This is a genomic window from Vibrio neptunius (genome assembly GCA_019339365.1).
GTDB lineage: Bacteria > Pseudomonadota > Gammaproteobacteria > Enterobacterales > Vibrionaceae > Vibrio > Vibrio neptunius.
On the sequence record CP079859.1, the window covers coordinates 2231489 to 2257644 of the forward strand.

Sequence of the window (26156 nt, forward strand, 5' to 3'; positions counted from 1 at the left end):
TTTGTTAACTTTCCTGTTGCATTGCTTCGAGCTCTTCCCAGCGTACGAAGGCAATTTCAAGCTCCTGCTCTGCAGCAGTTAGCTTATCTAATACGGGTTGCGTTTGCTCGACGGATTTTGAAAAGAAATCGGCGCTGTTGACCTGCTCTTGTAAGCTTTCAATGTCTGCTTCTAACTCTTCAAGTTTGGCTGGCAATGCTTCTAACTCTCGCTGCAGTTTATAAGATAATTTCTTAGGCTTGTTCTTTACTGCCGCTGTTTTGGGAGTTTCCTCAACCTGTTTAATGCTTTTTGTTGGTTTTTCAGACGCGCGAGCCTTCCGAGTTTGAATGCGCTGTTGCTGCGCATCGTGATAACCACCAACAAATTCCTCAATAACGCCTTCACCTTCAAAGATCCAGCTTGTCGTTACTGTGTTATCGACAAACTGACGATCATGACTGACAAGTAAAAGCGTACCCTGATAATTGGCAAGCAAATCTTCTAAAAGTTCCAAAGTTTCTATATCTAAATCGTTGGTTGGTTCATCTAGCACCAACAAGTTGTTTGGCCTTAGGAAGATTCTTGCAAGCAGAAGACGGTTTTTCTCGCCGCCAGAGAGTGCTTTAACCGGAGTACGAGCACGTTTAGGCGCGAACAAGAAATCTTGTAAATAGCTCAACGCATGGCGCTGACGACCACCAACCATGACTTCTTGTTTACCATCAGCTAGGTTATCAATCACCGACTTTTCAGGATCTAGTACTTCACGGTACTGGTCAAAATAAGCCACCTCTAGCTTAGTGCCACAGTGTAACTTACCGGACTCAGGCTGAAGCTCATCCAGTAACAGCTTAAGCAACGTACTCTTACCACAGCCGTTTGGTCCAATCAGGGCGATGCGGTCACCACGCATGATATTGAAAGAGAAATCCTTAACGATCGACTTGCCATCAATGTCGTAGTTGATGTGCTTTGCTTCAAACACGATCTTGCCTGAGCGTGACCCATCATCAATCTGGATATTCGCTTTACCCTGCACTTCACGGCGATCACTTCGCTCTTCACGTAGCTTTTTAAGCGCACGTACGCGGCCTTCGTTACGTGTACGTCGAGCCTTGATACCTTGACGAATCCACACCTCTTCTTGAGCGAGCTTTTTGTCGAATTCTGCATTTTGCATCTCTTCGACCCTGAGCATCTCTTCTTTATCGACTAGGTAGTTGTCATAGTTACCTGGGAAAGAAGCCAGTTTGCCGCGATCAAGGTCGACAATACGTGTCGCCATCGATTTAATGAACGCACGGTCGTGAGAGATAAAGATAATCGAGCCACGGAAGTCTTTGAGGAAGCTCTCTAACCATTCAATCGTTGTGACATCAAGGTGGTTAGTTGGCTCGTCAAGTAATAAAACGTCTGGATCGCGAACCAATGCTCTCGCAAGCGCTGCTTTGCGCTGCCAACCACCAGAAAGGTCCGTCAGTTTGGTGTGGCCATCAAGCTTAAGCGCAGCGAGCACGTTCTTGATGCGGTCTTCAAATCGCCACGCACCAGAGTGTTCTAGGTTCTCTTGAATACGTGCAAGCTTATTGATGTTCTGCTCTGATGGGTCAACCGCAATCAGATCGAGCTGATCTTGATAGATCTTAATCTGCTCGCCGACTTCTGCTAGTCCACCAGCAACATAATCGAACACAGTGCCTTCTTGGTTTCTTGGTGGATCTTGCTCTAGGCGTGAAACGACAACATCTTGGGTAACTGTTAGCTTTCCATCATCGAGCACCACCTCACCGGCAAGCACTTTCATTAACGTGGATTTACCCGCACCGTTTCTACCAACCAAACAAACGCGTTCATTCTCTTGCAATGCGAAATCTGCATTATCTAGAAGAGGATGATCACCATAGGCCAGTAATCCATTATTTATTGTAAGTAATGCCATTTTCGTCTAACCAAAGCTGTAATTGTTGTAAATCAAACGGCCAATTAAGCTCGTTACCTTGATAATTGAGCACCGGAATGGTGACGCCGTAACGAGAAAACAATTCATCGTCGAAAGCAATATCGACAATCTCGACCTGATGAGAAATATTGAGCTGTTTTGTAAGGTCAAATGCCATCTCACATAGATGGCACCCTTCTGTACTGTATAAAGTGATCACGTGTGACCTACTATTCCTTGTGAGTCAAAACCCAGCAGTTATGAATGTGTTTATTGCGAGAAAAATCCATTGGTAAAGTTTGGTGTGAAATATTCTTTGCAACTAAGCCAAGTTCATCCAAACCCTCCATATCCATCTTAAAGTGACGCTTATTGTTTGAGAATACAATCGTACCGCCATTGCGAAGCAAACGCTTAAGGCTCTTCATTAACTGAATATGATCTCGCTGTACATCAAAGCTTTGTTCCATACGCTTAGAGTTGGAGAACGTTGGCGGATCGATAAAGATTAGGTCAAATTGTGCCGTTGAGCGCTCAAGCCACTGCAGGCAATCCGCTTGCTCGAATCTATGCTGACGACCAACTTGGCCATTCAGCTTCATGTTTTCTTTTGCCCACTCTAGATAGGTATTCGACATATCAACGGTTGTGGTTGATTTAGCACCACCACAAGCGGCATGCACTGTGCCAGATCCGGTGTAAGCAAACAGATTTAAAAAGTCTTTACCTTGTGCCATTTCACCGAGTCTACGACGAGTAATCTTATGGTCTAAGAACAAGCCTGTATCTAGGTAGTCATGCAGGTTTACTTTAAGCTGCACACCATACTCATGCACATTGAGTGTTTCTGACTCTTGAGACAGCTTTTGGTACTGTGAACGCCCTTTCTGCTTCTCACGGACTTTAAGCACAACTTTATTCGCTTCTGTGCCCGTCACTTGAATGGCCGCGCGAATGATATCTGTCAGACGACGCTTCGCCTTTTCTTCGGGGATGTTCTTTGGTGCCGCGTATTCTTGGATTACAAGGTGATCGAGGTAAACATCGATCGCGACATTGTATTCTGGTAAGTCTGCGTCATAGATTCGGTAGCAATCGAGCTTCTCTTTACGCGCCCACTTACCAATTTTGGCAATGTTCTTCTTCAAGCGATTAGAAAAATCAGGGGCAATTAACGAATCAGTGACATTGTCACCTTTACTCTCAACCGGACGGTCACTAATTGAGTAATTCTTTTGGTGACACGGTAACGCACCATTATTCAGCTTGAACTGCTTGTCTGCACGCATGCGCAAACAGCTTAGAAGCTCATCAGAACTGGAGAAAATAGACGCTTGGCAGCCACCGAACTCAGATTTCAGCTGAGCACCAAATGCCGTGTATAAAGCAATCAAGCCAGGATGAGTACCTAAACGCTCACCGTATGGAGGGTTTGAAACAATAACGCCCGCTTCAAACTCTTGAGGACGCTTAACTTGCGCAGCATCACCAAGGTTGAATTCAATCAGAGAGTCAACACCTGCTCGGCGCGCGTTGTCTTTTGCGGTTTTAAGCACTCGCGCATCGTTATCAAAGCCGAAAAACTTAGTGTCAATTTTTTTTGACGCCCTTCCTCGCCTGTACTGCTGCTTCTGATTTAATCTCAGCCCAAAGCTCAGGTTCAAAGTCTTCTAATGACTCAAAACCCCACTTCTCACGGTTCACGCCAGGTGCCATGTTCGCCGCCATCATGGCCGCTTCAATCAAGAGCGTGCCTGAACCACACATAGGGTCTAACAGCGGCTTATCAGCACTCCAGCCACTACGCTGGATAATAGCAGCCGCTAGTGTTTCGCGAAGTGGCGCACGACCAGATTCAGGGCGATAACCGCGTTGGTGTAGGCCGCCTCCCACCATATCCACTCCAAGAATCGCTTTATCACGATGCAAACGAACATGGATACGAAGATCAGCACGATCTTTACTGATCGAAGGTCTTGGAAGGTTCTTTTTCTCGAAACTATCCACTACGGCATCTTTCACTTTCATTGCGCCGTACTGGCTATTGCGGATTTCACGGTTAGTACCATTGAAATCAACCACAAACATCTTCGAACTATGGAATTGATTGACCCAGTTCACTGAAGACGTTGCTAGATAGAGATCCATATCATCGTTACAAGTGAACTCAGATAGTACACGGACGAAACGCGACGCTAAGCGGCTCCATAAGCAACAACGATAAATTTGCTCATTTGATGCTTTAAAGCGTACCCCTGCTTGAACAGGTTTGGCATTAGCGATCCCTAGCTTAGTTAACTCTTCAACCAACAAGTTTTCCAAACCGTTGGACGTAACCGCAAGATATTGATGCATAGTGTTCTTAAATTCTTGATAAATGACCCTTCATTATACCTGCCTCACATCAATTACGTTAGCTCAATCCACCTTTATCTCTCCCTCAATACACTCAATTGAACAAAACATCAGCATATTAATGCGGATCATTTACTTTCAAACTGAAGTTTAAAGCTAAGACAACGTTGTACAGTCAGTCAGGCTTTTATTGGTAGTGAATACTTATTTACACCAAAACTGGACTATACCAAGAAAACTATTTCGCGTAATTAAATTACAGAAAATGGCTAATTGGGGAATAAAAAGGTTAAATCGGGAGCGTAGCAGTATCAGAAGTGGGAATATTTTATTGATAGATAAATCGAAAAATTATGGATAACTCACGTTATCCCCTACCTTCAGTCTCAAATGAAAGTTGTTTTAAGCAAAAAAAGTCGGCTCGAAGGCCGACGGGGAAATGAAACAAAGGAACGAATTGTTAGCTGACCAGAGCCATAGGTTGTGTCTGACCAGAGAGAATATGATTGGCGGTATACATGCGATCATGCATGACTTTAATCGCCTGGCCAAATTGAAGGGATTTGACGCCATTAAGAACAAATGCTTCCAAGTTAATCGATGCACATAAGCTGGCACTATCTCCTACTTCCAGTACCAAGAAGTAACCATTGCTATAATTGTTCGACAATTGGACAAAATCACCTTCTACAGGCACATTTAGACCATCTGAGAGGCAATCAAAGAACCAGCTCTTGGGTTGAACTGGCTTATGGAAACGCTTTGCTGCAACACAATAGAGGGCTAATTCAGCCTGACGAGGCTCTGAAAGGTCTAGATGAGCAATTTGCTCTTTGTATGTTTGGTAGGCAGAAGCATCATCAACGGAGAATTCGTTAACACCGATTGCGCAATCTACAATCAACTTTTTGGAAAGATTTGTCTTGAATACCATATCATCACCCAGATCCAGCATCAGGTGCTGCTCTGTGTCATCATAGTACCAAGTCCATTTGTCACTCGGTTTAAGCATCATTCCAATCTCGTGTAAAAGTCAATTCAGGTAAAACACTAAATTACCTTCCCATACATTTACCGAAATTCTATTCGCTAATGAACAAAAAAAAAGAGGAAATGATAAATCATCCCCTCTTCAAAAACTGAGTAAATTCAAGCTTTATGTCGGTGTGACAGTGTCACTAACACCATCATAGGTTTTTAACAATATCTCTTACAAGAGTTGGACCATGATAGATAAAACCAGAGTAAACTTGGACAAGTTGCGCGCCTGCCATCATTTTCTCTTTCGCTGCAACGTATGAGTCAATGCCACCTACCCCGATAACCGGAATTTGCTCTCCCAACTCTTCATGTAGACGACGAACAACTTCAGTACTTCGAGATTGAACCGGACGGCCACTCAACCCACCTGCTTCATTGGCATGCTTCATTCCTTCAACAACACTGCGATCCAATGTTGTATTTGTCGCGATAACACCATCAATGTTGTTCTTCAGTAAAGACTCGCAGATCTGGCTGATCTCATCATCACTAAGATCCGGAGCGATCTTAAGTGCAAGTGGTACATACTTATTATGCTTCTCAGTTAGCTCGGCCTGCTTCACTTTTAATTCAGACAGCAGTTCATCCAAAGCTTCACCGTACTGAAGTGAGCGTAATCCTGGAGTATTTGGCGATGAGATGTTCACGGCGATATAACCTGCGTGCTCATAGACTTTTTCCATACAGATCAGATAGTCTTCGGCACCCTTTTCAATCGGTGTATCTTTGTTCTTACCGATATTAATACCCAGCACACAATCGAAGTTAGCTTTCTTGACGTTGTCAACCAGATTATCGACACCTAAGTTGTTAAAGCCCATTCGGTTGATAATACCTTCAGCTTCCACTAAACGGAAAAGACGCGGCTTATCGTTACCGGCTTGAGGCCTTGGCGTTACTGTCCCGACTTCAACAAAGCCAAAGCCCATTGCGTCGAAAGCTTCAATACATTCACCGTTTTTGTCCAAACCCGCTGCTAAACCAACAGGGTTACGGAAAGTCAGGCCCATACATTCGACTGGACGATTAGGAAGTTGTTGACGATAAAGAAGATCGAGAGGTGTACCGGTAAAACGTTTGAAGTTTTGAATTGCGAGATCATGTGCCTTTTCGGCATCAAGTTGGAAAAAGCCAGTTCTGGCTAGACGGTAAAGCATTGTGCCTCCGATAGAAAAAAGCCCCGTATAAACGGGGCTGTATTATTTACTGTTTTACCGAATAATTCAACGAAATGTGTCAATTACTCGTTAGCTGAACAGTTTAAGTTAAGTAACATCAACTCACGTAACGCGACTGAGAACTTAGCAAATTCATGCACTGATCCAACTTTGAACTCATTAAGGATGTTTTCCCAGCGATGGAGCGAAATTTCATTATTTTCGATCCAATCATCCAAAGCTTTCATCACATCGAGATCTTCCGGTGCACAACTGCAACTTAATACCTGACCTGTTAGCTGTCGTTGCTGCCAATCAAGATCTTCACGGAACGCTGCTCTTGCCAGTGCCTGCCAATGGTTATCAACAGCCTGACCATTGATCTGCTTCAAGAACCAATGAAGAGACAGACGATCGCCTAAGTTGAAATACAGCTTAGCGCTCTGTTCTATCGACTTGCCTTTCTCTCGAGCCACTGTTGATATATCCAGTATTGAATATAGGCTAGACAAACGCGCAACATAATTAGCAACCTCAGGACTAATACCCTGTTCAACCCACGCCTGAGCCATTTCATTGTGCTCTTCGACTTCAGCAGGCACCAGCATATCGTCTAGTTTGGCTTTGATCGTTTCAACATCACCTTGATAAAGTTCGATCAGTGCTTTCACACATTGACGGCCAGTGCGGTTGCGTAACAACCAGCGAGAGAGACGGCGCAACGTTCGACGAACATAGAACATCATGTCGTATTGCGCTTCCGTTGACGCTTCATTGTCGAGTTCGCGCAGTGACTTAAGCACATCACCTAAACCGAAGATTTCACGTGACGCAGCGTAAGCATTTGCTATATCAACAACATGTGCACCTGTCTCTTCTTGTAGACGAGTCACATAGTTACAACCCATTTCGTTCACCATCTGATTTGCAAGTGCTGTTGCAATAATCTCAGCACGCAGCGGATGGTTATCCATTTGCTGCGAATAGTTACGGCGTAACTCAGTTGGGAAATAATTGACTAGTTGCTGTGCATGGTAATCATCGTTGGCAATGTCATCGTGAACCAGCTCTTCTTTCAGAACCATTTTGCCGTAAGCAACCAGTACTGACAGCTCAGGGCGAGTCAATGCTTTACCTAGCTTTTCACGCTCAAGTAGCGTTTCATCATCTGGGATGTATTCAAGTGCACGGTCTAGGTGACCCGCTTTCTCTAAATCGTGAATAAAGCGAATCTGCTCTTTGACGAGCGACGTACCCTGCTGTTCAGTCACAGAGATAGATTCAGATTGGCAGTAAGCGTCATCAAGAACAATCTCACCCACTTCATCTTCCATGGATTCAAGGATCTTATTACGCTGCTTAACGGTTAGATCGCCATTGGCCACCAAGCCATTAAGGAAGATCTTAATGTTAACTTCGTTATCCGAACAATCCACGCCACCGACATTATCAACAAAGTCCGTGTTTACGCGACCGCCAGTCAGAGCATACTCGATACGACCCAGCTGAGTCATACCTAAGTTCCCACCTTCACCGACAACTTTTGCACGCAAGTCTCGCCCATCGATACGCAGAACATCGTTAGCACGGTCACCAACATCAGTGTGCGTTTCGTTTGACGCTTTAACGTAGGTACCAATACCACCATTCCATAGAAGATCAACTTCCATCTTAAGCAGCATCTTGATGAGGTCGTTAGGCGCTAATGACGCTTTCTTAGTGCCGATCATCTTCTGGATTTCTGGTGTCAAAGCAATCGACTTCGCTCGACGAGAGAAGATGCCGCCACCTTTAGAGATGAGCTTAGTGTTATAATCTTCCCAGCTTGAACGAGGTAACTTAAATAAACGATCACGCTCTTTCCAGCTCTTCGCTGAATCTGGGTTTGGATCAATGAAGATATGCATGTGGTTAAACGCAGCCTGCAAACGAATATGCTTAGACAGCAACATACCGTTACCAAATACGTCACCAGCCATATCACCAACACCGATAGCAGTGAAGTCTGTAGTCTGACAGTTAATACCCATTTCGCGGAAATGACGTTTTACTGATTCCCAACCACCTTTCGCTGTAATACCCATAGCTTTGTGGTCGTAACCGTTAGAACCACCAGAAGCAAAAGCATCACCTAGCCAGAAGTTGTACTCATCAGATACGGAGTTCGCTAAATCAGAGAATGTCGCTGTACCTTTATCTGCCGCAACAACCAAATACGGGTCATCTTCATCATGACGAACAACGCCCTTCGGCGGAATCACTTCCCCTTCGATAATGTTGTCTGATACGTCTAGAAGTGCGCGAATAAAGCGTTTGTAACAACGTTGACCTTCAGCAAAGATCTCATCACGACCACTTAGAGTGTGCTGACGTTTACAAACAAAACCGCCTTTTGCCCCAACCGGAACAATAACCGTGTTCTTAACCTGCTGCGCTTTTACCAGACCTAAGATTTCGGTACGGAAGTCTTCTTGACGATCTGACCAACGTAAACCACCACGAGCTACCTTGCCACCACGTAGGTGAACACCTTCGATATCCGGTGCATATACAAAGATCTCAAATGCAGGGACTGGCTGAGGAATTTCTGGAATGTCACTCGGCTTCATCTTCAACGATAGCCAAGGCTTATTCTGCTTATTCGCGTCTAGCTGATAGTAGTTAGTACGAAGCGTTGCACTGATCATTTCTACATAGCGACGGATGATACGATCATCATCCAAGCTTTCTACATGATCAAGTTGCTCTGTGATCTTATTAGTCAGTTCAGTCTGACCTTTCTGACTGCCCTTAAATTTAGGATCAAAACGCTTAGCAAATAATTCAACCAAGCCTTTCGCTAGTTCAGGATAATGACTTAGCGTTTCTTCAATGTATTGTTGACTGAACGGGAAACCGACCTGACGCATGTAACGCGCGTAAGCACGAAGAATCGAAATTTCACGACCCGTCAATGAAGCACCAAGTACTAGGCGGTTGAAACCATCGCTCTCCAGTTCACCAGCCCAAATTGCAGCAAATGCTTGTTGGAAACGATCACGAGCTTCACGAAGATCAACTGTCTTTTCGCTCTTATGAAGCATTGAGAAATCGAGGATCCAATACACCTGACCGTTCGCTTTACGAACTTCATAAGGTGACTCACCAATAACTCGTAGACCCAAGTTTTCCAACATTGGCATCACGTCTGAAAGGTGAATAGGTTCATCTCGATGGTAAAGTTTGAGACGAACTGATTTTGAATCTGAACCCAGCTCTTGTGGACGATAAAACAACATACCTAGCTTGTTGTCATCGCTAAGCGCTTCAAGACGTTCAATGTCTGCTACTGCAGAACCAGGCATGACATCTTCTTTGTACGAACGAGGGAATGCACGTAGATACTCTTTCGATAAAGGCAGACCTTTACTTTCACCGAAGTTCGCAACAATCGCGTCAGACAGGCGATCATCCCAAGTTGAAGATGCTTCCATTAAGTTTTGCTCAATCGTTTTAACGTCTACGTCCATGTTGTTGTTATCAACACGAACAATGTAATGAGTTCGGGCTAGTGGGCTCTCTGAGAAATAAGTGGTAAACTCGACTTCTTTGTCACAACCGAAGTATTGTTTTAGGATTCGCTGAGTCTGACGACGAAGCTCTGTGTTATAACGATCTTTCGTTACGTACACCATACAGCTGAAGAAACGACCAAACGGATCTTTGCGAACAAACAGGCGAAGCATATCGCGGTCTTGCATCTGCACCACACCCATGCCCACTTCAAGGAGTTCTTCTTCTTTCGCTTGAAGTAGTTCATCGCGAGGGTAATTTTCAAGAATATTATGCAGTGCTTTGTAAGAGTACGAACCTTCACGATAGCCACTTGCGGCCAGAATACGTTCTACTTTTTCACGAATTAACGGAATGCTTTCGACACTCTGGTTATACACAGCAGAGGTATAAAGGCCAGTGAAACGATGCTCACCGACAACTTTGCCGTCTTTATCAAATTTCTTGATACCGATGTAATCGGTATAAGCCGGGCGGTGAATTCGTGAAGGCGTATTGCCTTTAGTCATGATCAGCAAGAATGGTTTTTTCGCTTCCAGACGTGCAGAGTCAGGAAAATCAGAAAGCTTCACGCTGCGGACACGATTGCGGTTGCCGAAAAGCCCAAGGCCTTTATCCGCTGTTGGGCGAAGTTCGGTATCACCGTCAACATTGACGAGATCGTATTCTTTGTAACCCATGAACGTGAAATTGTGGTCACCTAACCAACGAAGAAATTTAAGCGTCTCTTCGTAACGATCACGCTCCACCGCTACCTTACCTTGTTGTGCTTCAACTTGATTCGTCACTTCTTCCAGTTTTTCAACCATCAGCAGCCAATCTTGAACGACCAAAGCAGTATCTGTGAGTATTTTAAGCAGCTCTTCTTTTAGAGAACTCATCGTCTCTTTTGCGCTCAAGCGGTCCACTTCAACATGGAACAGCGACTGAAGTACACCTGCACCTTCATTGATGCTGGTAATCTCACCTTTTTTGTTGCGTTCAATCTGGGTAGGGCCATGAAGCATTAAGTGAGACGCTAAATCTAGACGGCTCAGTGCCATTTTTACCGAGTCAACGAGGAAAGGACTATCAGGAACCACGATTTCGACAATAGTGTGCGTGGATTGCCACCCTTGGCGACTAACGGTCGGGTTAAAAACTCGGACCGACACATCATCTGCTTTTTTCTCATTGATATGGTGCCAAAGGCTGACGACAGCACCATACAAATCAGATTCGTTTCGTTCGACTAGATCGTCTTGAGATATGTTATTGAATAAATGCTGAGCAAGTTGAGTGACTAAAGGTTGATGAGCAAGCTCGAGTTTGTCTTGAATCAGTTTATAGACTTTTTCAAGCAGAACCGGCATCAGAGTTTCACGCGCGGTCATAATCACACTCCACAATTAGAATTGTATATATTTTTTGAGGGTTGTTGTAAGCATAGTGCTTAACACGGGTAATGCCGCTTTATTGTAAAAGCTTTATTGATAAATAGTTAATTCTTTTAGGAGTGGTAGGAGGTGAAATGTTCGATAATGTGACTAAGGCACTATTTAAACTCCTATAAAATCAGTTGCTCACAGAACTTCTAACTTAAGAAACTTGTTATTTTGGTCAGTTGTTAAACGAAAACGCCCCTTAAGGCCAATTTGACTAAGAAAAGGTCTAAACCTTGATGCCGGCAATTGTAGACGTAAGCCATTGTCTGTCACCACTAAAACGTTGCTCGCCGCACCATTGTAATGAGCGAGAAAAGTTTGATAAGAAATGTTGAGTGAAAAGTAGTAATGATTCATTTTGTTTGGTTAAAAAGTAACGATTTTATCACGATCAGAAAATAACTGTATAAATAAACAGTAGCACTGTAAAGTGCTACTGTTTCGTGCAGTGATTACGCTTCCAGAGCTTTGTTAACCTTTTCAAATAGGTCTTTAGCTAAGTTATCCATCGATTTGAGTACTTCAAGCTCTGCTTTAATTAGCGCTTGGCGCTCTTCATCATATTTGCGGAACTTAAGCAATGGATCAATCAGACGCGAAGCAACTTGCGGGTTACTGCTATTCAGCTCTTGCAGAATCTCACCTGCGAACTTGTAACCCTCACCTGACTTAGCATGGAAACGCACTGGGTTCATGTTCAAGAAAGAGCCAACAAGGCTGCGAGTTCGATTTGGGTTTTTCAAACTGAATGCTTCATGACTCATCGTGTCCTTGATCACATCGAGTACGTTATCTGCTGGGTTAGTACCCTGCAACGTAAACCACTTGTCCATAACCAGGCCATCATGCTTCCACTTATCACTGTAATTAGACATCAGTGTTTCGCGGCATGCTAGTTGCGCACTATTCGCGGCACTCATTGCGGCAATGGTGTCTGTCATGTTATTCGCAGCGAAATACTGCTTCTCTGCTAACTCATTGCCTTGCTCCGTATACGCGAGATAAGCTAATGCAGTGTTACGCAAAGAGCGCTTACCGATCGCTGCGTGATCGATCGTGTATTCAACCTGCTTCAAGCTATGATAGAGCGCGCCAAACTCGTCTTCCAACTCGGCAGCCAACTTCACTTTGATCGATTTAAGCACTTTAGCAACGGCATCCACATCCACTTGTTTGTACCAACCGGATACTTCATTGTGGCTTGGCAATGCCATCATCTCAGCAATAAATGCTGGTTCAAGCTTGTCTGACAATAATACACCTCGGAAGGCATCAATCAGCGCTGGAGACAGTTCAACACCTTGGCCGTTTTGTACCGCTTCGACGTTGCTACGAATGTATTTTGCTAACAGCATTTGACCAGCATCCCAACGCGCAAATTCGTTGCGCGCATGCACCATCAGGAAAATCAGTTCTTCATCGCTATAATCGTACTTGAGAACGACTGGAGCAGAGAACTCACGAAGTAAAGACGGCACTGGTTGTTCAGATACGTTTTCAAATACGAAGGTTTGCTTCGCTTCGGTAATGTTAAGAACATTTTCAACTTTTTCACCGTTACATTGTAACTCAATGACATCACCATTTTCCGCGTAAAACTCGACATCAAATGGAATATGCAGCGGCTGTTTTTCTTGTTGCTCATGAGTCGGTTCAGTGCGTTGAGAAACCGTCAGCGAATACGTTTGTGCCGCTGGATCATACTTACTTGTGACGGATACCGTTGGTGTACCTGACTGGCTGTACCATAGGCGGAATTGTTTCAGATCAACACCTGATGCATCCTCCATAGCCGCAACAAAGTCTTCACAGGTTGCAGCCGTACCGTCATGGCGCTCAAAGTAGAGCTTCATGCCCTTCTGGAAACCTTCTTCTCCCAGCAGTGTATGCATCATTCGGATAACTTCACTGCCCTTTTCGTATACCGTTAAAGTATAGAAGTTGTTCATTTCTATCACTTTTTCAGGACGAATTGGATGTGACATAGGGCTCGCATCTTCTGCGAATTGTGGACCACGAATAATTCTTACGTTGTTAATACGATTCACCGCTCGTGAACCTAAATCCGACGAAAATTCCTGATCGCGGAATACAGTAAGTCCCTCTTTCAAACTCAACTGAAACCAGTCTCGGCAAGTAACGCGATTGCCTGTCCAGTTGTGAAAGTACTCGTGACCAATTACCGCTTCTATGCCTAAGTAGTCAGTATCCGTTGCCGTTTGCTCATTGGCCAAAACAAATTTTGAGTTAAAAATGTTAAGACCTTTGTTTTCCATTGCGCCCATATTGAAGAAATCAACTGCAACAATCATGTAGATATCGAGGTCATACTCTAGACCAAATCGTTCTTCATCCCACTTCATTGAATTGATAAGAGACGTCATTGCATGAGGAGCACGATTAAGGTTACCTTTATCGACAAAGATTTCTAAAGTCACATCACGCCCGGATTTGGTCACATACTTATCACGAAGGACATCAAAATCGCCAGCAACAAGTGCAAATAGATAAGCCGGTTTTGGGTGTGGGTCTTGCCACTGAACCCAATGACGGCCACCTTCCAAATCTCCTTCTGCAATACGATTGCCGTTGCTCAATAGGAATGGATAAGCCGCTTTGTCTGCGATTACTTTCGTTGTGTACTTCGCTAATACATCTGGACGATCCATGTAATAAGTAATTCGACGGAAACCTTCAGCCTCACATTGAGTACAAAAAGCGCCACCCGATTTATACAAACCTTCCAAAGCCGTGTTTTCTTCGGGATTAATTTCAGTGACAATTTTCAGTTCGAACGCTTCAGGTAGCGCGGAAATCTCCAGCGCACCTTCCTTTTCTTCAAACCTTGTCCAAGCCTCACCGTTAACAGAGACACTAACCAGTTTAAGACTTTCACCTTCTAGTTGAAGCCTTGTGTCTTCTTTTAACTGCTTGACTTGAGAAACCGCCGTTACGATTGTCGCGGTATCGTGGAGATCGAAAGTTAAATCGATGTCGGAAATAGTATGAGATGGTGAGCTATAATCTTTACGGTATTTGGCTTGAGGTGTTTGAGCCATGTCGGAATCCTTCTGACTAGATATAATACATTGGTCTTGTGTCTATTCGAGACACTTCTTGGATACGTTGTTGTTTGCAAACGCTGATCATTTTATTTTGAGCTAGCTTAACCGTAGACAATTAAAAAAACGAGGCATTATGTTTAAATACCTCGTTTCTACCCAAGTTGACGAATACATTTTAACTGTTCGTCTAAATAGTCATCTCTATTTGCTTTGTATCATGTCATCGAACCCGGTTTAGCACGGCGTAAAGCGCACCTTCTTCCATTTCTAAAGTGAGAATATCACTGTCTAAACTGTATTTGGTTTCGTGCTCGCCGTTTTCATAAAGCAACACCAAATGCTCTCCTTCGGTGTAGTAGACACCTTTGTGCACCGCTTCATCACCCTCTCCGTTACTCACCCTAAACATAAACACGAAGTCTGGTTGCAGAATAAGGTCCAAACGCTGTACTTCACTGGCTAACATTTCATGGCCACTCAATTGCGCACTAGACCACATACCAGCAAGTGAATTCGATAACGCTTTTGTGAAAACGACACCATTGAGGTTGAGCATATTGTGGTTGGTGTTGTAGCTGTATATTTGCGGCTCAGATGTATTCAAACCGAGGATAAGCGTATCTTCATTAGCGTCGTAAAGCCCTTCCCAGTGGTCCACTGAATAGTCACGTTTTTGAATATCAATCTTGAAACTGTAATTTGAATCTAAAGTCAGTTTAATCGCTAAGAAATTTTCTTGTGATTTTTCTGGGTTAGGGTTGACGAGGTACCAATCTCCTAGCAAGAAGGGCTGATCAAATTGAGTTAAATCACTGTTGTCTCTGGTTTCGCTTGCGACCACAGAAAGACTAAGACAAGCAAGTAGAAATCCAATCCATCTCATAGCGCACCTCTCACTCTTTTCTTTAAGCTTAGGTGGGTAATTCTGAATAAGCGAAATTTTTTTGATCTATATCACGCTAATTATTGATATAAAAAAAGCGAGCTTTGACCAGCTCGCTTTTTATTTCTATTTTGCAGTTACTTAATCATATCAACCATAATAGCGACCGATTCATCCAAATAAGCATCCGGAGCTTGATAGTCTTTCGGCACGTCATCAAGAGATTTAAACAAAGTCTCTCCATGATATTTTTGTCTAAGGTTAATACGAGCTAGCCGATCATCATCTGATTTGTCACTTTCCTCTTTGCGGATTTTTTCGTTAAGAGACAAAGTGTTATCATCTTTTTCAGCTTTGTACCTAGCGATATCTTCGGCAATGAATTGAAATTCTAAGTCTTTGGCAATTCTGACTTGATGTTCTGCGTCCAGTTTCTTTATCAACTCATCATTACGCTGTAACACTTCATATTTTGCCTTATCAATGCTATCCCAAGGCAGTGCGTTGTCTTCTACACTCTCACCAGTTTCACTTGGCTCGATTGGTGTTGGAAAAGCAATATCAGGCGTAACACCTTTGTTTTGCGTACTTCCACCATCAATGCGATAAAACTTTTGAATTGTGTACTGAACGTAACCTAACTCTTTGTCGAATAAATCATAGATGTGATTTAACGAGCGATGTTGCTGAACCGTACCTTTACCAAATGAATTCTCACCAAGGATAACCGCTCGACCATAGTCTTGCATTGCAGCAGCAAAAATTTCTGAAGCAGACGCACTGTATCGGTTAATAAGCACTGTCATCGGACCGTCGTAGCTGCTCTTGCCGTCAGTATCACTATTTACATTGACCCGGCCATAGCTATCACGAACTTGAACGACTGGCCCACTGGTAATAAAGAGACCAGATAACGCGGTCGCTTCAGTGAGCGCCCCACCACCATTATTTCGGAGATCGACAATAATGCCATCAATACCTTTAGCTTTCAGTTCAGTGATAAGCTTATCCGTATCTTTTGCCAGGCCGACATAGAAGCTAGGGACTTCAATTACACCAATCTTCTTGCCATCTTTTTCGATCACTTCAGATTTAACAGCTCGGTCTTCAAGACGGATCTTATCTCTAACAATAGAAATGACTTCGGCTTTCGCATCCTTACCTTCTGGTAGGACTTGCAAGTTAACTTTAGTCCCTTTAGGCCCTTTGATGAGCTGTACGACATCATCCAATCTCCAACCGATAACATCGACAATCTCTTCACCATCCTGACCAACACCAATGATGCGATCGCCTTCAGCCAATTGCTTGCTCTTAGAAGCAGGGCCACCAGCCACTAAAGAGCGAATGACAGTATAGTCATCGGTCATTTGCAATACGGCACCAATTCCTTCTAGAGATAGATTCATCTCTGTTTGGAACTGTTCTGCATTACGAGGTGAAAGATAGCTAGTGTGAGGGTCAACTTCACGGGCAAACGCATTCATGTAAAGTTGGAATGCATCTTCGTTATGGGTTTGACTCAGACGCTTGAGTGCATTGTTATAGCGCTTGCCTAAGACATCTTTGATTTCATTCCAATCTTTACCCGTTAGCTTAAGGTTCAACGCATCATATTTGACTCGTTTTCTCCATAACTCATCGAGTTCTGCGGTATCCTTAGGCCAAGCCACTTTACTACGGTCAAGTTCAATGCTTTCGTCAACATCAAACTTCATTTCGGAGTCGAGCAAGGATAAGGCATAAACAAATCTCTCGTAACGACGCTTCATCGACAGGTTATAGATATCAAAAGCAATTTTGTTGTCACCTGACTTTAATTGATCGTCAATCCCCTTTGCCAACTGATTAAAAGCGTCGATATCAGCTTGAGTGAATACGTTTCGATTGAAATCAAGCGACTCGATATAGCGCTGAAATATCGCTTGAGAAAATTGATCGTTGAGAGTGAAGTGTTTGTAGTGAGAGCGAGTGAAACGAGAAGTCACGCGCTTACTTGCTGTTGCATGTTGAGATTCGGGAACTAAGACAGGTAAGTCTTCGAGAGTAACTTTCGCTTCAAGAGCGCTTGCTGACGAAGCTGCTAGCCAGAGGCTAGCAGCAATCAGCGACAATTTTGAACGGCATTTCATGCGTAGGAGTGTCTCCTTTAGGCGCGTAAGTGCTCCGCTTTAACAACCATTTGTAGGCCATTAGACAGTTGAACACGCACATCTTCCTTATTGATTTCAACGATAGTCGCAGCCATGTTTCCTTTACCCATATTGACGTTTACTTGATTACCGATAGTCATTTCATCAGCATTCAAAGCTCTCGTTTCTACTGGCTTGCTGGCTTTCTGTGCTTTATTTTGTTGTGGGCGACGGTTTTGTGGCTTTTTGTTAGCCGGTTTTGCTTTCACTTTACCTTCTTCACGAGCTTTTTGAGCTTGCTCTTTACGACGAGCTTGAACTTTAGCCTTGCTTTCAGCCAGCACTGTTTTTGCGTGTTCAACGTGCTCTTCTTCTAACTCACCTGCTGAATTGCCATCTAGGTCAACACGAGTCGCACCCAGCTTTACACCGTGTAGGTAACGCCATGATGAAGTGTATTGTCTTAACGCTGCACGAAGCTGAGTTTTACTCACCTTTGGATCGTCGCTTAGACGTTCCGCAAGATCTTGAAAAATACCAATTTTAAGTGGCTTTGCTTCACCTTCTAAAGTAAAGCACTTAGGGAAACATTCAGCAATATATGCAATCACTTCTTTGCTGTTTTTTAACTTTTCAGTGTTTTCCATGAGGAGTCCTGGTTAGTGCGGTCTGTCCGCGAGCATTAAGATAAATATTTCAGGTATTATAGTGACCTGCAAGCGAAAAACCACACTCAATCTAGAAATTATGCACTGATAGCGTGTGAATTAAGCAGCTTTTCCACTTCATTCATCAAAAATGTCAAACCTTCTTCATCTATTTCGCTAAAGCGACCCACTTTCGGACTGTCAATATCTAGCACACCCACTATGGTTCCATTAATACTAAATGGAATAACAATCTCAGAGTTACTCGCTGCGTCACAAGCAATGTGCCCTTCAAACTCATGAACATCAGCAACCCTCTGGACACTGTTCGTTGCTACAGCCGTACCACACACACCACGACCAACAGGAATCCTGACACACGCTGGTTTACCTTGAAACGGCCCTAATACCAACGTCTCTTCTTTGATTAGATAGAAACCCACCCAATTTAGTTCCTCAAGCTCCATATTCAAAAGCGCACTTAGATTAGACAAATTGGCAATAAGGTCTTTTTCCGACTCTAAAAGTGCAACAGCTTGCTTGGTTAAGCGGTGATAATGTTCTATTTTCATATTGACTTCCATTTGAAAATTAGAGACTTCCATCATGAATCAACGTACAATCGTCCGTAAACCATAAATAGTAAGCATTCTCATTATAATGTCTGATAATCCCAACACTATTAGCCGTTCTTGGCTCATAACTCAAGTAAAAAAGCACAAGTCGAAACTTGTCCTCGCCAATATCATCGCGTTTGTTGCTACTCTCGTCAGTGTCCCCATCCCTCTTTTAATGCCGTTAATGGTCGATGAAGTGCTACTTGATAAACCCGCAACAGGCCTTGAGCTGATGGACAAAGTGTTACCGGTTTCCATGCAAACACCAACCGGCTACATATTCCTTACTCTATTACTTGTGATTCTGATGAGAACCGTTAGCCAAGGTTTAAACATCCTTCAAGGGCGTCAGTTTACTCTCGTATCCAAAACGATCACCTATCAGATGCGCAGCAAGATGATAGACAAATTAGGTCGGATCAGTATCAGACAATATGAAACTCGCGGAAGTGGTGGAATCAATGCTCACTTAATTACCGATGTCGAAACCATTGACCAGTTCATAGGCACCACTTTAAGTAAATTTCTAATTAGCTTGCTCACGGTAATTGGTACGGCTGGTGTACTACTGTGGCTAGAGTGGCGTCTCGGCTTATTCATCCTTTTGGTCAATCCAATTGTGATTTATTTCTCTCGAAAACTCGGCAGTAAAGTAAAACACCTTAAGAAACACGAAAACCAATCTTTTGAACGATTCCAAAATCGTCTTGTTGAGACATTAGACGGTATCTACCAATTGCGTGCAGCCAATCGAGAACGAGAGTTTCTTGGCGAACTAAAACAGCAAGCCAATCAGATCCGAGTAGACGCTGATAAATACGCGTGGCAATCCGAAGCCGCAGGTCGAGTTTCTTTTCTTCTGTTTCTGCTTGGGTTTGAACTGTTCCGTGCCGTCGCCATGTTAATGGTCCTGTTTAGTGACTTAACTATCGGTCAAATATTTGCGGTCTTTGGCTACCTATGGTTTATGCTGGGGCCGGTACAAGAATTACTTGGCATTCAATTTTCTTGGTACAGCGCAAAAGCGGCAATGGGCCGCATAAACGCCCTACTCAACTTGGAAGAAGAGTACCGCCCAGAGAGTAAAATCAACCCGTTTACAACAGATAAAGAAGTCGACGTTAAGATCGAACATATTGATTTTTCTTATAATGACGAAAGTAAAGTGCTCAATAATCTAAACTTGAATATTCCAGCTGGAAAGAAAGTTGCATTGGTTGGTGCAAGTGGAGGTGGGAAATCGACACTCATACAATTGCTTATAGGTGTATATCGTCCAGACTCAGGTATCATCCGTTTCAATGGTGAGACAACAGATGATATCAGTTATGACATAATCAGAGATAAAATTGCCGTTGTATTACAACAACCTATACTATTCAACGACAGTTTAAGGCATAATCTCACGCTCGGCTCTGACTATGACGATTTGCAACTGTGGCGGGCTCTTGAGATTGCTCAAATGCAAGATGTAATAAGCCAATTAAGTGACGGTTTAAATACACAAATTGGTCGAAACGGCATTCGATTATCAGGTGGCCAAAGGCAGCGACTTGCGATAGCAAGAATGATTCTTAGCGATCCTAAGTTTGTCATTCTGGATGAAGCAACTTCTGCGTTAGATACGGCGACCGAAGCAGCACTTCATAAAGCGCTGACAGAGTTTTTGAATGGGCGAACAACGTTAATCGTCGCGCATCGCCTCTCTGCCGTCAAACAAGCTGATTTGATCTACGTTTTAGAAGATGGACAAGTAACACAGGCAGGCACTCATGGTGAGTTGGTCAAACAAGAAGGCTTATACCAAACGCTTTATGGAAGCGTTCAGTCGCACGCCTAACCATACTAATTACTCAAGATTTGGAGGGTAATATGAGCCCTCCAAAATTATCACCACACCTTTCTGAAACTTCCCACGTTAGACTATGCCACGGGTGTGAATTGCCCATAGATAACGTCCATATTGAACGTGGAAAAAGCGCTTATTGCCCACGTTGTGGAAGTAAGTTGTATCGTGGAGGCACACCTTCTCTATCTGGCAACCTAGCCATTGCCATTACTTGCCTTTTACTTTTCATTCCTTCTCATTTCTTTGACTTTATTAGTATTCGTCTATTCGGCGTCATGATTCCAGCGACCTTACCTTCTGGTGTTTTCACACTATTTGAAGAGGGTTTTGTTTTCCTATCTATACTAATCATATTTTGTAGCTCTATCGCACCATTATTAGTCAGCGGTTCGGTCCTAACTGCTCACGTTGCCCTTAAGCAACGTAAATTTTCATTACTTAAATATTCTCTCTATACGATTCAACACCTCAAAAACTGGGTGATGATTGATGTATTTCTCGTCAGCGTCGCTATTTCCTGCTTTAAGTTACAGGACTATTCCGACATCTACGTGGGCGTAGGTTTATATGGTTTGGTCCTGTTACAGATCGCGACAGTCATGCTTGTTACACGAGTGAGTGTACGCCGTTATTGGGAAGCCTACGAGACTGAACAGTCTTATCAGTTCAAAGAGAAACAACTTCACTGTCACCACTGCCACCTTTCTCAACCAGAAGGAACGCAGTGTGTCCGCTGTCATAAACCCATTTATCACCGTAAACCTCGCTCCGTACAAATGACTTGGGCTTATCTTGTTGCCGCTACGATTGCCATTTTTCCGGCAAATCTGATCCCGATATCGATTTTGATTACTAATGGCCAGCGGCTTGAAGACACTATTTTTTCCGGCGTGGCTTCACTGGTAAAAAACGGTATGCCAGGAATCGCGGTCATTATATTTGTAGCGAGCATTGTCGTTCCCGTCGCCAAAATCATCGGTTTGGCGTACTTATTGCTCGCGATCCAATTTAAGCGCAAAGTGTTTCATCGCCAGAGAATGATCATCTATTTTGTTATTAAATGGATAGGACGTTGGTCCATGATGGATTTGTTTGTTATTTCTATCATGATGACCTTGGTCGATCGCGGCCAGATCCTCGATTTTACTCCAGGGTATGGGGCGGTTGCGTTTGGAATCGTTGTTGTATTGACTATGCTGGCAGCAGAGAGTGTTGACCCGAGACTGTTGTGGGATAATTATCCAGATACAGCAAAGAATAATCAGAGAAAAGAGAAGAACCATTAAATGACTCATTCATCTTCTAATCAGCCCTCTTACTCGCCGGACGTAAAGCGTAATAAAGGTGTGTCTCCTTTGTGGCTATTACCTTTGCTGACCATGGTCCTTGCTGGTTGGTTAGTTGTTAAGGCGATTAACGACGCTGGTCAGCGAATTCAGATCTACTTCTCTGATGCTCAGGGCTTAGTCGCAGGCCGTACTACGATTCGATATCAAGGCCTAGAGGTTGGTATCGTGCGTGATATTAACCTCTCACAAGACTTAGAAAGTATCTACGTAGACGCTGATATTTACCCTGAAGCCACTAAACTTTTGTCGAAAGAAACGCGCTTTTGGATGGTCAAACCTACCGCCAGCCTGTCTGGCATTTCTGGATTAGACGCTTTAGTATCTGGCAACTATATTGCAATCCAGCCGAGCGACAATCCCTCCAAACCCGAAACTCAATTTACGGCACTTGAGCGCTCACCTTCAGATATTTTGGCGCGTGAGGGGCTTAACATCACTCTAAGAGCGGAAGACCTCGGCGGCATATCGGTTGGCTCTCAAATCGTTTATCGCAAGATTCCCATCGGTGAAGTCTACAGCTATCAACTTGATGAACCTGGTAGAAATGTGTTAATTCAGGCTTCCATTCACGACGAATACCGCAAAATCATTACCGATGAGAGCCGTTTCTGGAACGTCAGCGGTTTAGGAGCCAATATCGGATTCGATGGCGTTGATGTGAGACTTGAAAGCTTAAGTGCTTTAATTGGAGGTTCGATTGCGGTCGATTCTCCCGATGGCGGTGAGCCGGTAGCAGACAACACCAGGTTTAAGCTGTACCCAGATCTGAAAACAGCAGGACGTGGTATACCAATTAAGATCACCTTGCCAGATGATAACCAAATCAGTCCGACTGGTGCTCCTATCATGTACCGCGGCATTGAAATTGGTCAGGTCACCGACTTGCAGCTTAGTAATGGAAGAAAAGAGATTGTTGCCTCAGCGGCTATCCAACCAGCGTTCTCAGACATGCTGACCAGCGGCAGTAATTTTATCCTCGAAGAAGCGAAAGTTTCGCTTTCTGGTGTAGAAAATCTCACAAACTTAGTGAAGGGAAATTTTCTTACTCTGGTGCCAGGAAAGGGCGAACGCTCTCGTTACTTTAACGCAATTCGCAAGGATCAGTTCAATAAACAACAAGCAAAATCTGTGGCCATAACACTGGTTGCCGACAATTCATTTGGTCTTGGTGCTGGTGCAAATGTTCTTTATCGTGGAATTACAGTCGGTGAAGTCACCAAAGTCTCGCTAGTTAGTGAAAAAGTGCATCTAGATGTGTTGGTGGACAAAGCCTATGCCAATACCATTAAATCCCAAAACCGTTTCTTCGTGACGGGGAGCGCCACTGCGGAGCTAACCGAATCAGGCCTCAATATCAATGTACCTCCTGCGAAGCAATTACTGACAGGTTCAGTCAGTTTTGTTAGCGAAGGGGTTGAGAACCCGAGAGAGCAATACACACTCTATCCAAGTAAATCATTGGCTGAATTAGCGAAATACAATATGTCTGGCTCAGAAAATATTACGCTATTTGCGAACGAGCTTCCCCCTATCAGCAAAGGCAGCCCATTGCTTTACCGTAATTTACAAGTAGGTAGCATTTCTGATTTCCGTCTTGTTGATGGTGGCGTGGTCATTACCGCAAGTATTGAAAATCAATACAAACACCTTGTCACCGAACAAACCGTCTTTTGGAACCGTTCTGGCGTTGAAGTGGATGCTAGCCTAGCCGGTATCAGTGTTAAGGCTGCCCCATTAAAGTCACTCATTCAAGGCGGTATTGCGTTTGATTCTTTACCGGGTGTCGAAAACAAACAGAATGACAAGTGGCTGCTCTATCAAGATTTCAAAACAGCGCGAAAGTTTGGCCATGTCATTACGCTCAACGCTGAAGGTGAAAACAACATTACTAAAGGAACCGCGGTAAAATATAACGGCGTGCAAGTGGCTGAAGTCACCCTTGTCATACCTGATTTTAAGCGCGAGCGTGTTGAAATTAAACTTCGAGTACTACCTGAGTATGCAGACAAGCTAGCCACCGAGGGCAGCTACTTCTGGGTTGCTCAAGCGACTGTTGGCTTGAATGGCGTGAAGAATCTTCAGAACCTTCTCACTCAAACTATTAACGTAGTCCCAGGTGCAGGCAAAGCTCAGCATACTTTCCATCTCAATAAACAAGAGAGAGATAAACAGGGGGTATCCTTCACCCTGCAAAGCGAATCTCGTGGCTCAGTCGCTAAAGGTACACCTGTACTCTATAGAGAAATTGAGGTGGGTAACGTCACTAATGTGGAACTCGGAGAGTTTGCTGATCGCGTTGTCTCGACCATCTCTATCCAGCCCGAATACGCTTATCTTGTAAGGCAAAATAGTATTTTCTGGAACATTTCAGGCGTCGATGTCTCCATCGGTCTAGGTGGCGCAAACATTAAAGCGGGGACCATCGACAGTATTGTGAGAGGCGGAATCACCTTTGCCACTCCTGAAAACAATCAACTTCAGCCCATAGCGCAGCCTGGTCAGTCTTTCTTCCTCTATCCAACACCAGAGGAGAATTGGAAGACTTGGCGTACCGCTATTCCGAAACCATAAACAACATTAGGCTTTCAAACGCAGCGATTTCGCTGCGTTTTGTTTTTCAATCCGCTATAATTCCGACCCCTGAAAAAACTGAGATAGAACTTTGCATCAGAACGTCTATTTACCCGCAGAATTTTTGAAAGAAATGGAAGCCATTCTTCCTGACAGCCTCAATATGGAAGACTTTGTCGCCGCGTGTCAACGCCCTCTCCGTAAAAGCATTCGCGTAAACACGTTGAAGATTTCTATCTCAGAGTTTATTCAGCGAGCTCAAGAAAAAGGCTGGCAACTGTCACCTATACCATGGTGTGAAGAAGGTTTCTGGATCGACGCTGACGAATCACAAACCCCACTTGGCAACACTGCAGAGCATATGTCCGGCTTGTTCTACATTCAGGAAGCAAGCTCAATGATGCCGGTATCTGCCTTGTTTAACGATCAGAGTGACCACTTCATTAGTGTGCTCGACATGGCAGCCGCACCAGGTTCAAAAACCACTCAAATTGCAGCAAAAATGGATAATTTAGGGGTCTTAGTAGCCAATGAATTCTCATCCAGTCGAGTCAAGGTCTTACACGCTAACATTGAACGCTGCGGGTTGCGCAACACTGCGCTGAGCAACTATGATGGCCGAGTTTTTGGAGGCTGGCTGCCTGAACAGTTTGATGCTGTTTTAATTGATGCACCTTGTTCAGGTGAAGGTACAGTGCGTAAAGACGCCGATGCGATGAAGAACTGGAGCAAAGAATCTGTTCTATCCATCGCTGATACCCAAAAAGAGTTGATAGAGAGTGCGTTTTACGCACTAAGGCCAGGCGGTGTTATGGTTTACTCAACGTGTACATTAAGCATCGAAGAGAACCAGCAAGTTTGTGCGCACTTGAAAGAGCAGTTTGGCAACCTCGTAGAGTTTGAGCCTCTAGATTCTCTCTTCCCTGAGTCAGAGAAAGCGCTAACTGAAGAAGGTTTCCTTCATGTTTTCCCTCAAATGTATGATTGTGAAGGCTTCTTTGTAGCCAGAATAAGAAAGCTTGGTTCCACTGAAGCACCACAAGTGAAAAAGCGCTTAGGTAAATTCCCATTTGAAAAGGCATCCAATAAAGTTCATCAAGAAATCAGCAAACAGCTGCGTGATAGTTTAGATATCGAGCTTCCAGAAAATTCGCAGGTTTGGATGCGTGACAACGATGTCTGGCTCTTCCCTAACGCATTAGAAACTATGCTTGGTGAATTCCGTTTCTCAAGAATGGGGATTAAAATTGCTGAAGCTCATAAAAAAGGCTACCGATGGCAGCATCAGGTCGCGACAGCGTTAGCTACTGGCCAAGAGTCGAACTGTGTCACACTTTCTACAGACGATGCCCGCGAATGGTTTATGGGTAGAGACGTTCGACCGGAGAATCTATCGGGCAAAGGTGAAGTGATTGTAAAGCTTGGTAACGATGTGATTGGATTAGGAAAATGGGTCGGAAATCGAGTGAAGAATGGTCTGCCTAGAGAGCTAGTGCGAGATAAAAATCTATTTTAAATCGCAAAATATGAGTAGAAAATGCCAGAACCGCCTAGCGAAACAATGACGATGTACTACACTTTAGTGAATGATAA

Annotated in this window: 15 protein-coding genes and 1 pseudogene; 4 read left to right on the forward strand and 12 right to left on the reverse strand. The window is 43.9% G+C overall.

Features of this window, described 5'->3' with window-relative positions; translation table 11 throughout:
* Window positions 1-4: 4 nt before the first annotated feature.
* The 12 genes and pseudogenes from KW548_10670 to KW548_10725 form a co-directional block, all read right to left on the reverse strand.
* The gene (locus KW548_10670) at window positions 5-1921 is read right to left on the reverse strand and encodes an ABC transporter ATP-binding protein (protein ID QXX05670.1); all 1917 of its coding nucleotides are present in this window, start codon (window positions 1919-1921) and stop codon (window positions 5-7) included.
* On the reverse strand, window positions 1899-2141 hold the full coding sequence (locus KW548_10675) for a glutaredoxin family protein (protein QXX05671.1): 243 nt from the start codon (window positions 2139-2141) through the stop codon (window positions 1899-1901). The genes KW548_10670 and KW548_10675 overlap by 23 nt, the downstream gene beginning before the upstream one ends.
* 10 nt (window positions 2142-2151) lie before the next feature.
* Window positions 2152-4276, reverse strand: a pseudogene (gene rlmKL / locus KW548_10680) (bifunctional 23S rRNA (guanine(2069)-N(7))-methyltransferase RlmK/23S rRNA (guanine(2445)-N(2))-methyltransferase RlmL).
* A 460-nt stretch (window positions 4277-4736) separates the two neighbouring features.
* Entirely contained in the window at window positions 4737-5288 is a 552-nt protein-coding gene (locus tag KW548_10685; protein ID QXX08039.1) for a cell division protein ZapC, read from the reverse strand.
* 175 nt (window positions 5289-5463) lie between these two features.
* The gene (pyrD, locus tag KW548_10690) at window positions 5464-6474 is read right to left on the reverse strand and encodes a quinone-dependent dihydroorotate dehydrogenase (GenBank protein ID QXX05672.1); all 1011 of its coding nucleotides are present in this window, start codon (window positions 6472-6474) and stop codon (window positions 5464-5466) included.
* Between the two features lie 83 nt (window positions 6475-6557).
* Window positions 6558-11399: an NAD-glutamate dehydrogenase gene (locus KW548_10695; GenBank protein QXX05673.1), complete on the reverse strand. Its 4842-nt coding sequence runs from the start codon at window positions 11397-11399 to the stop codon at window positions 6558-6560.
* A 189-nt stretch (window positions 11400-11588) separates the two neighbouring features.
* Window positions 11589-11807, reverse strand: a complete 219-nt coding sequence (locus KW548_10700) for a DUF2835 domain-containing protein (protein QXX05674.1) — start codon at window positions 11805-11807, stop codon at window positions 11589-11591.
* 95 nt (window positions 11808-11902) lie between these two features.
* Window positions 11903-14509, reverse strand: coding sequence for an aminopeptidase N (gene pepN / locus KW548_10705; protein QXX05675.1), 2607 nt, complete (start codon window positions 14507-14509; stop codon window positions 11903-11905).
* 226 nt (window positions 14510-14735) lie between these two features.
* Window positions 14736-15398 (reverse strand): hypothetical protein, encoded by a 663-nt coding sequence (locus tag KW548_10710; protein QXX05676.1) that lies wholly within the window; start codon window positions 15396-15398, stop codon window positions 14736-14738.
* Window positions 15399-15535: 137 nt separating this feature from the next.
* A complete protein-coding gene (prc, locus tag KW548_10715) occupies window positions 15536-17530 on the reverse strand; it encodes a carboxy terminal-processing peptidase (protein ID QXX05677.1) in 1995 nt (664 codons plus the stop codon).
* Window positions 17531-17547: 17 nt separating this feature from the next.
* Window positions 17548-18177 carry an RNA chaperone ProQ gene (gene proQ / locus KW548_10720; protein QXX05678.1) on the reverse strand — a complete coding sequence of 210 codons (630 nt, stop codon included), beginning with the start codon at window positions 18175-18177 and terminating at the stop codon, window positions 17548-17550.
* Between the two features lie 98 nt (window positions 18178-18275).
* Window positions 18276-18749 carry a GAF domain-containing protein gene (locus KW548_10725; protein ID QXX05679.1) on the reverse strand — a complete coding sequence of 158 codons (474 nt, stop codon included), beginning with the start codon at window positions 18747-18749 and terminating at the stop codon, window positions 18276-18278.
* 88 nt (window positions 18750-18837) lie between these two features.
* Between KW548_10725 and KW548_10730 the strand changes: the two genes are divergently transcribed.
* The 4 genes from KW548_10730 to rsmF all read left to right on the forward strand — a co-directional run bounded on the left by KW548_10730 (window position 18838) and on the right by rsmF (window position 26079).
* Window positions 18838-20634 (forward strand): ABC transporter ATP-binding protein/permease, encoded by a 1797-nt coding sequence (locus KW548_10730; GenBank protein QXX05680.1) that lies wholly within the window; start codon window positions 18838-18840, stop codon window positions 20632-20634.
* Between the two features lie 32 nt (window positions 20635-20666).
* On the forward strand, window positions 20667-21929 hold the full coding sequence (locus KW548_10735) for a paraquat-inducible protein A (GenBank protein QXX05681.1): 1263 nt from the start codon (window positions 20667-20669) through the stop codon (window positions 21927-21929).
* The gene (locus tag KW548_10740) at window positions 21930-24563 is read left to right on the forward strand and encodes an MCE family protein (protein ID QXX05682.1); all 2634 of its coding nucleotides are present in this window, start codon (window positions 21930-21932) and stop codon (window positions 24561-24563) included.
* Between the two features lie 91 nt (window positions 24564-24654).
* Window positions 24655-26079, forward strand: coding sequence for a 16S rRNA (cytosine(1407)-C(5))-methyltransferase RsmF (gene rsmF, locus KW548_10745; protein QXX05683.1), 1425 nt, complete (start codon window positions 24655-24657; stop codon window positions 26077-26079).
* Window positions 26080-26156 lie beyond the last annotated feature (77 nt).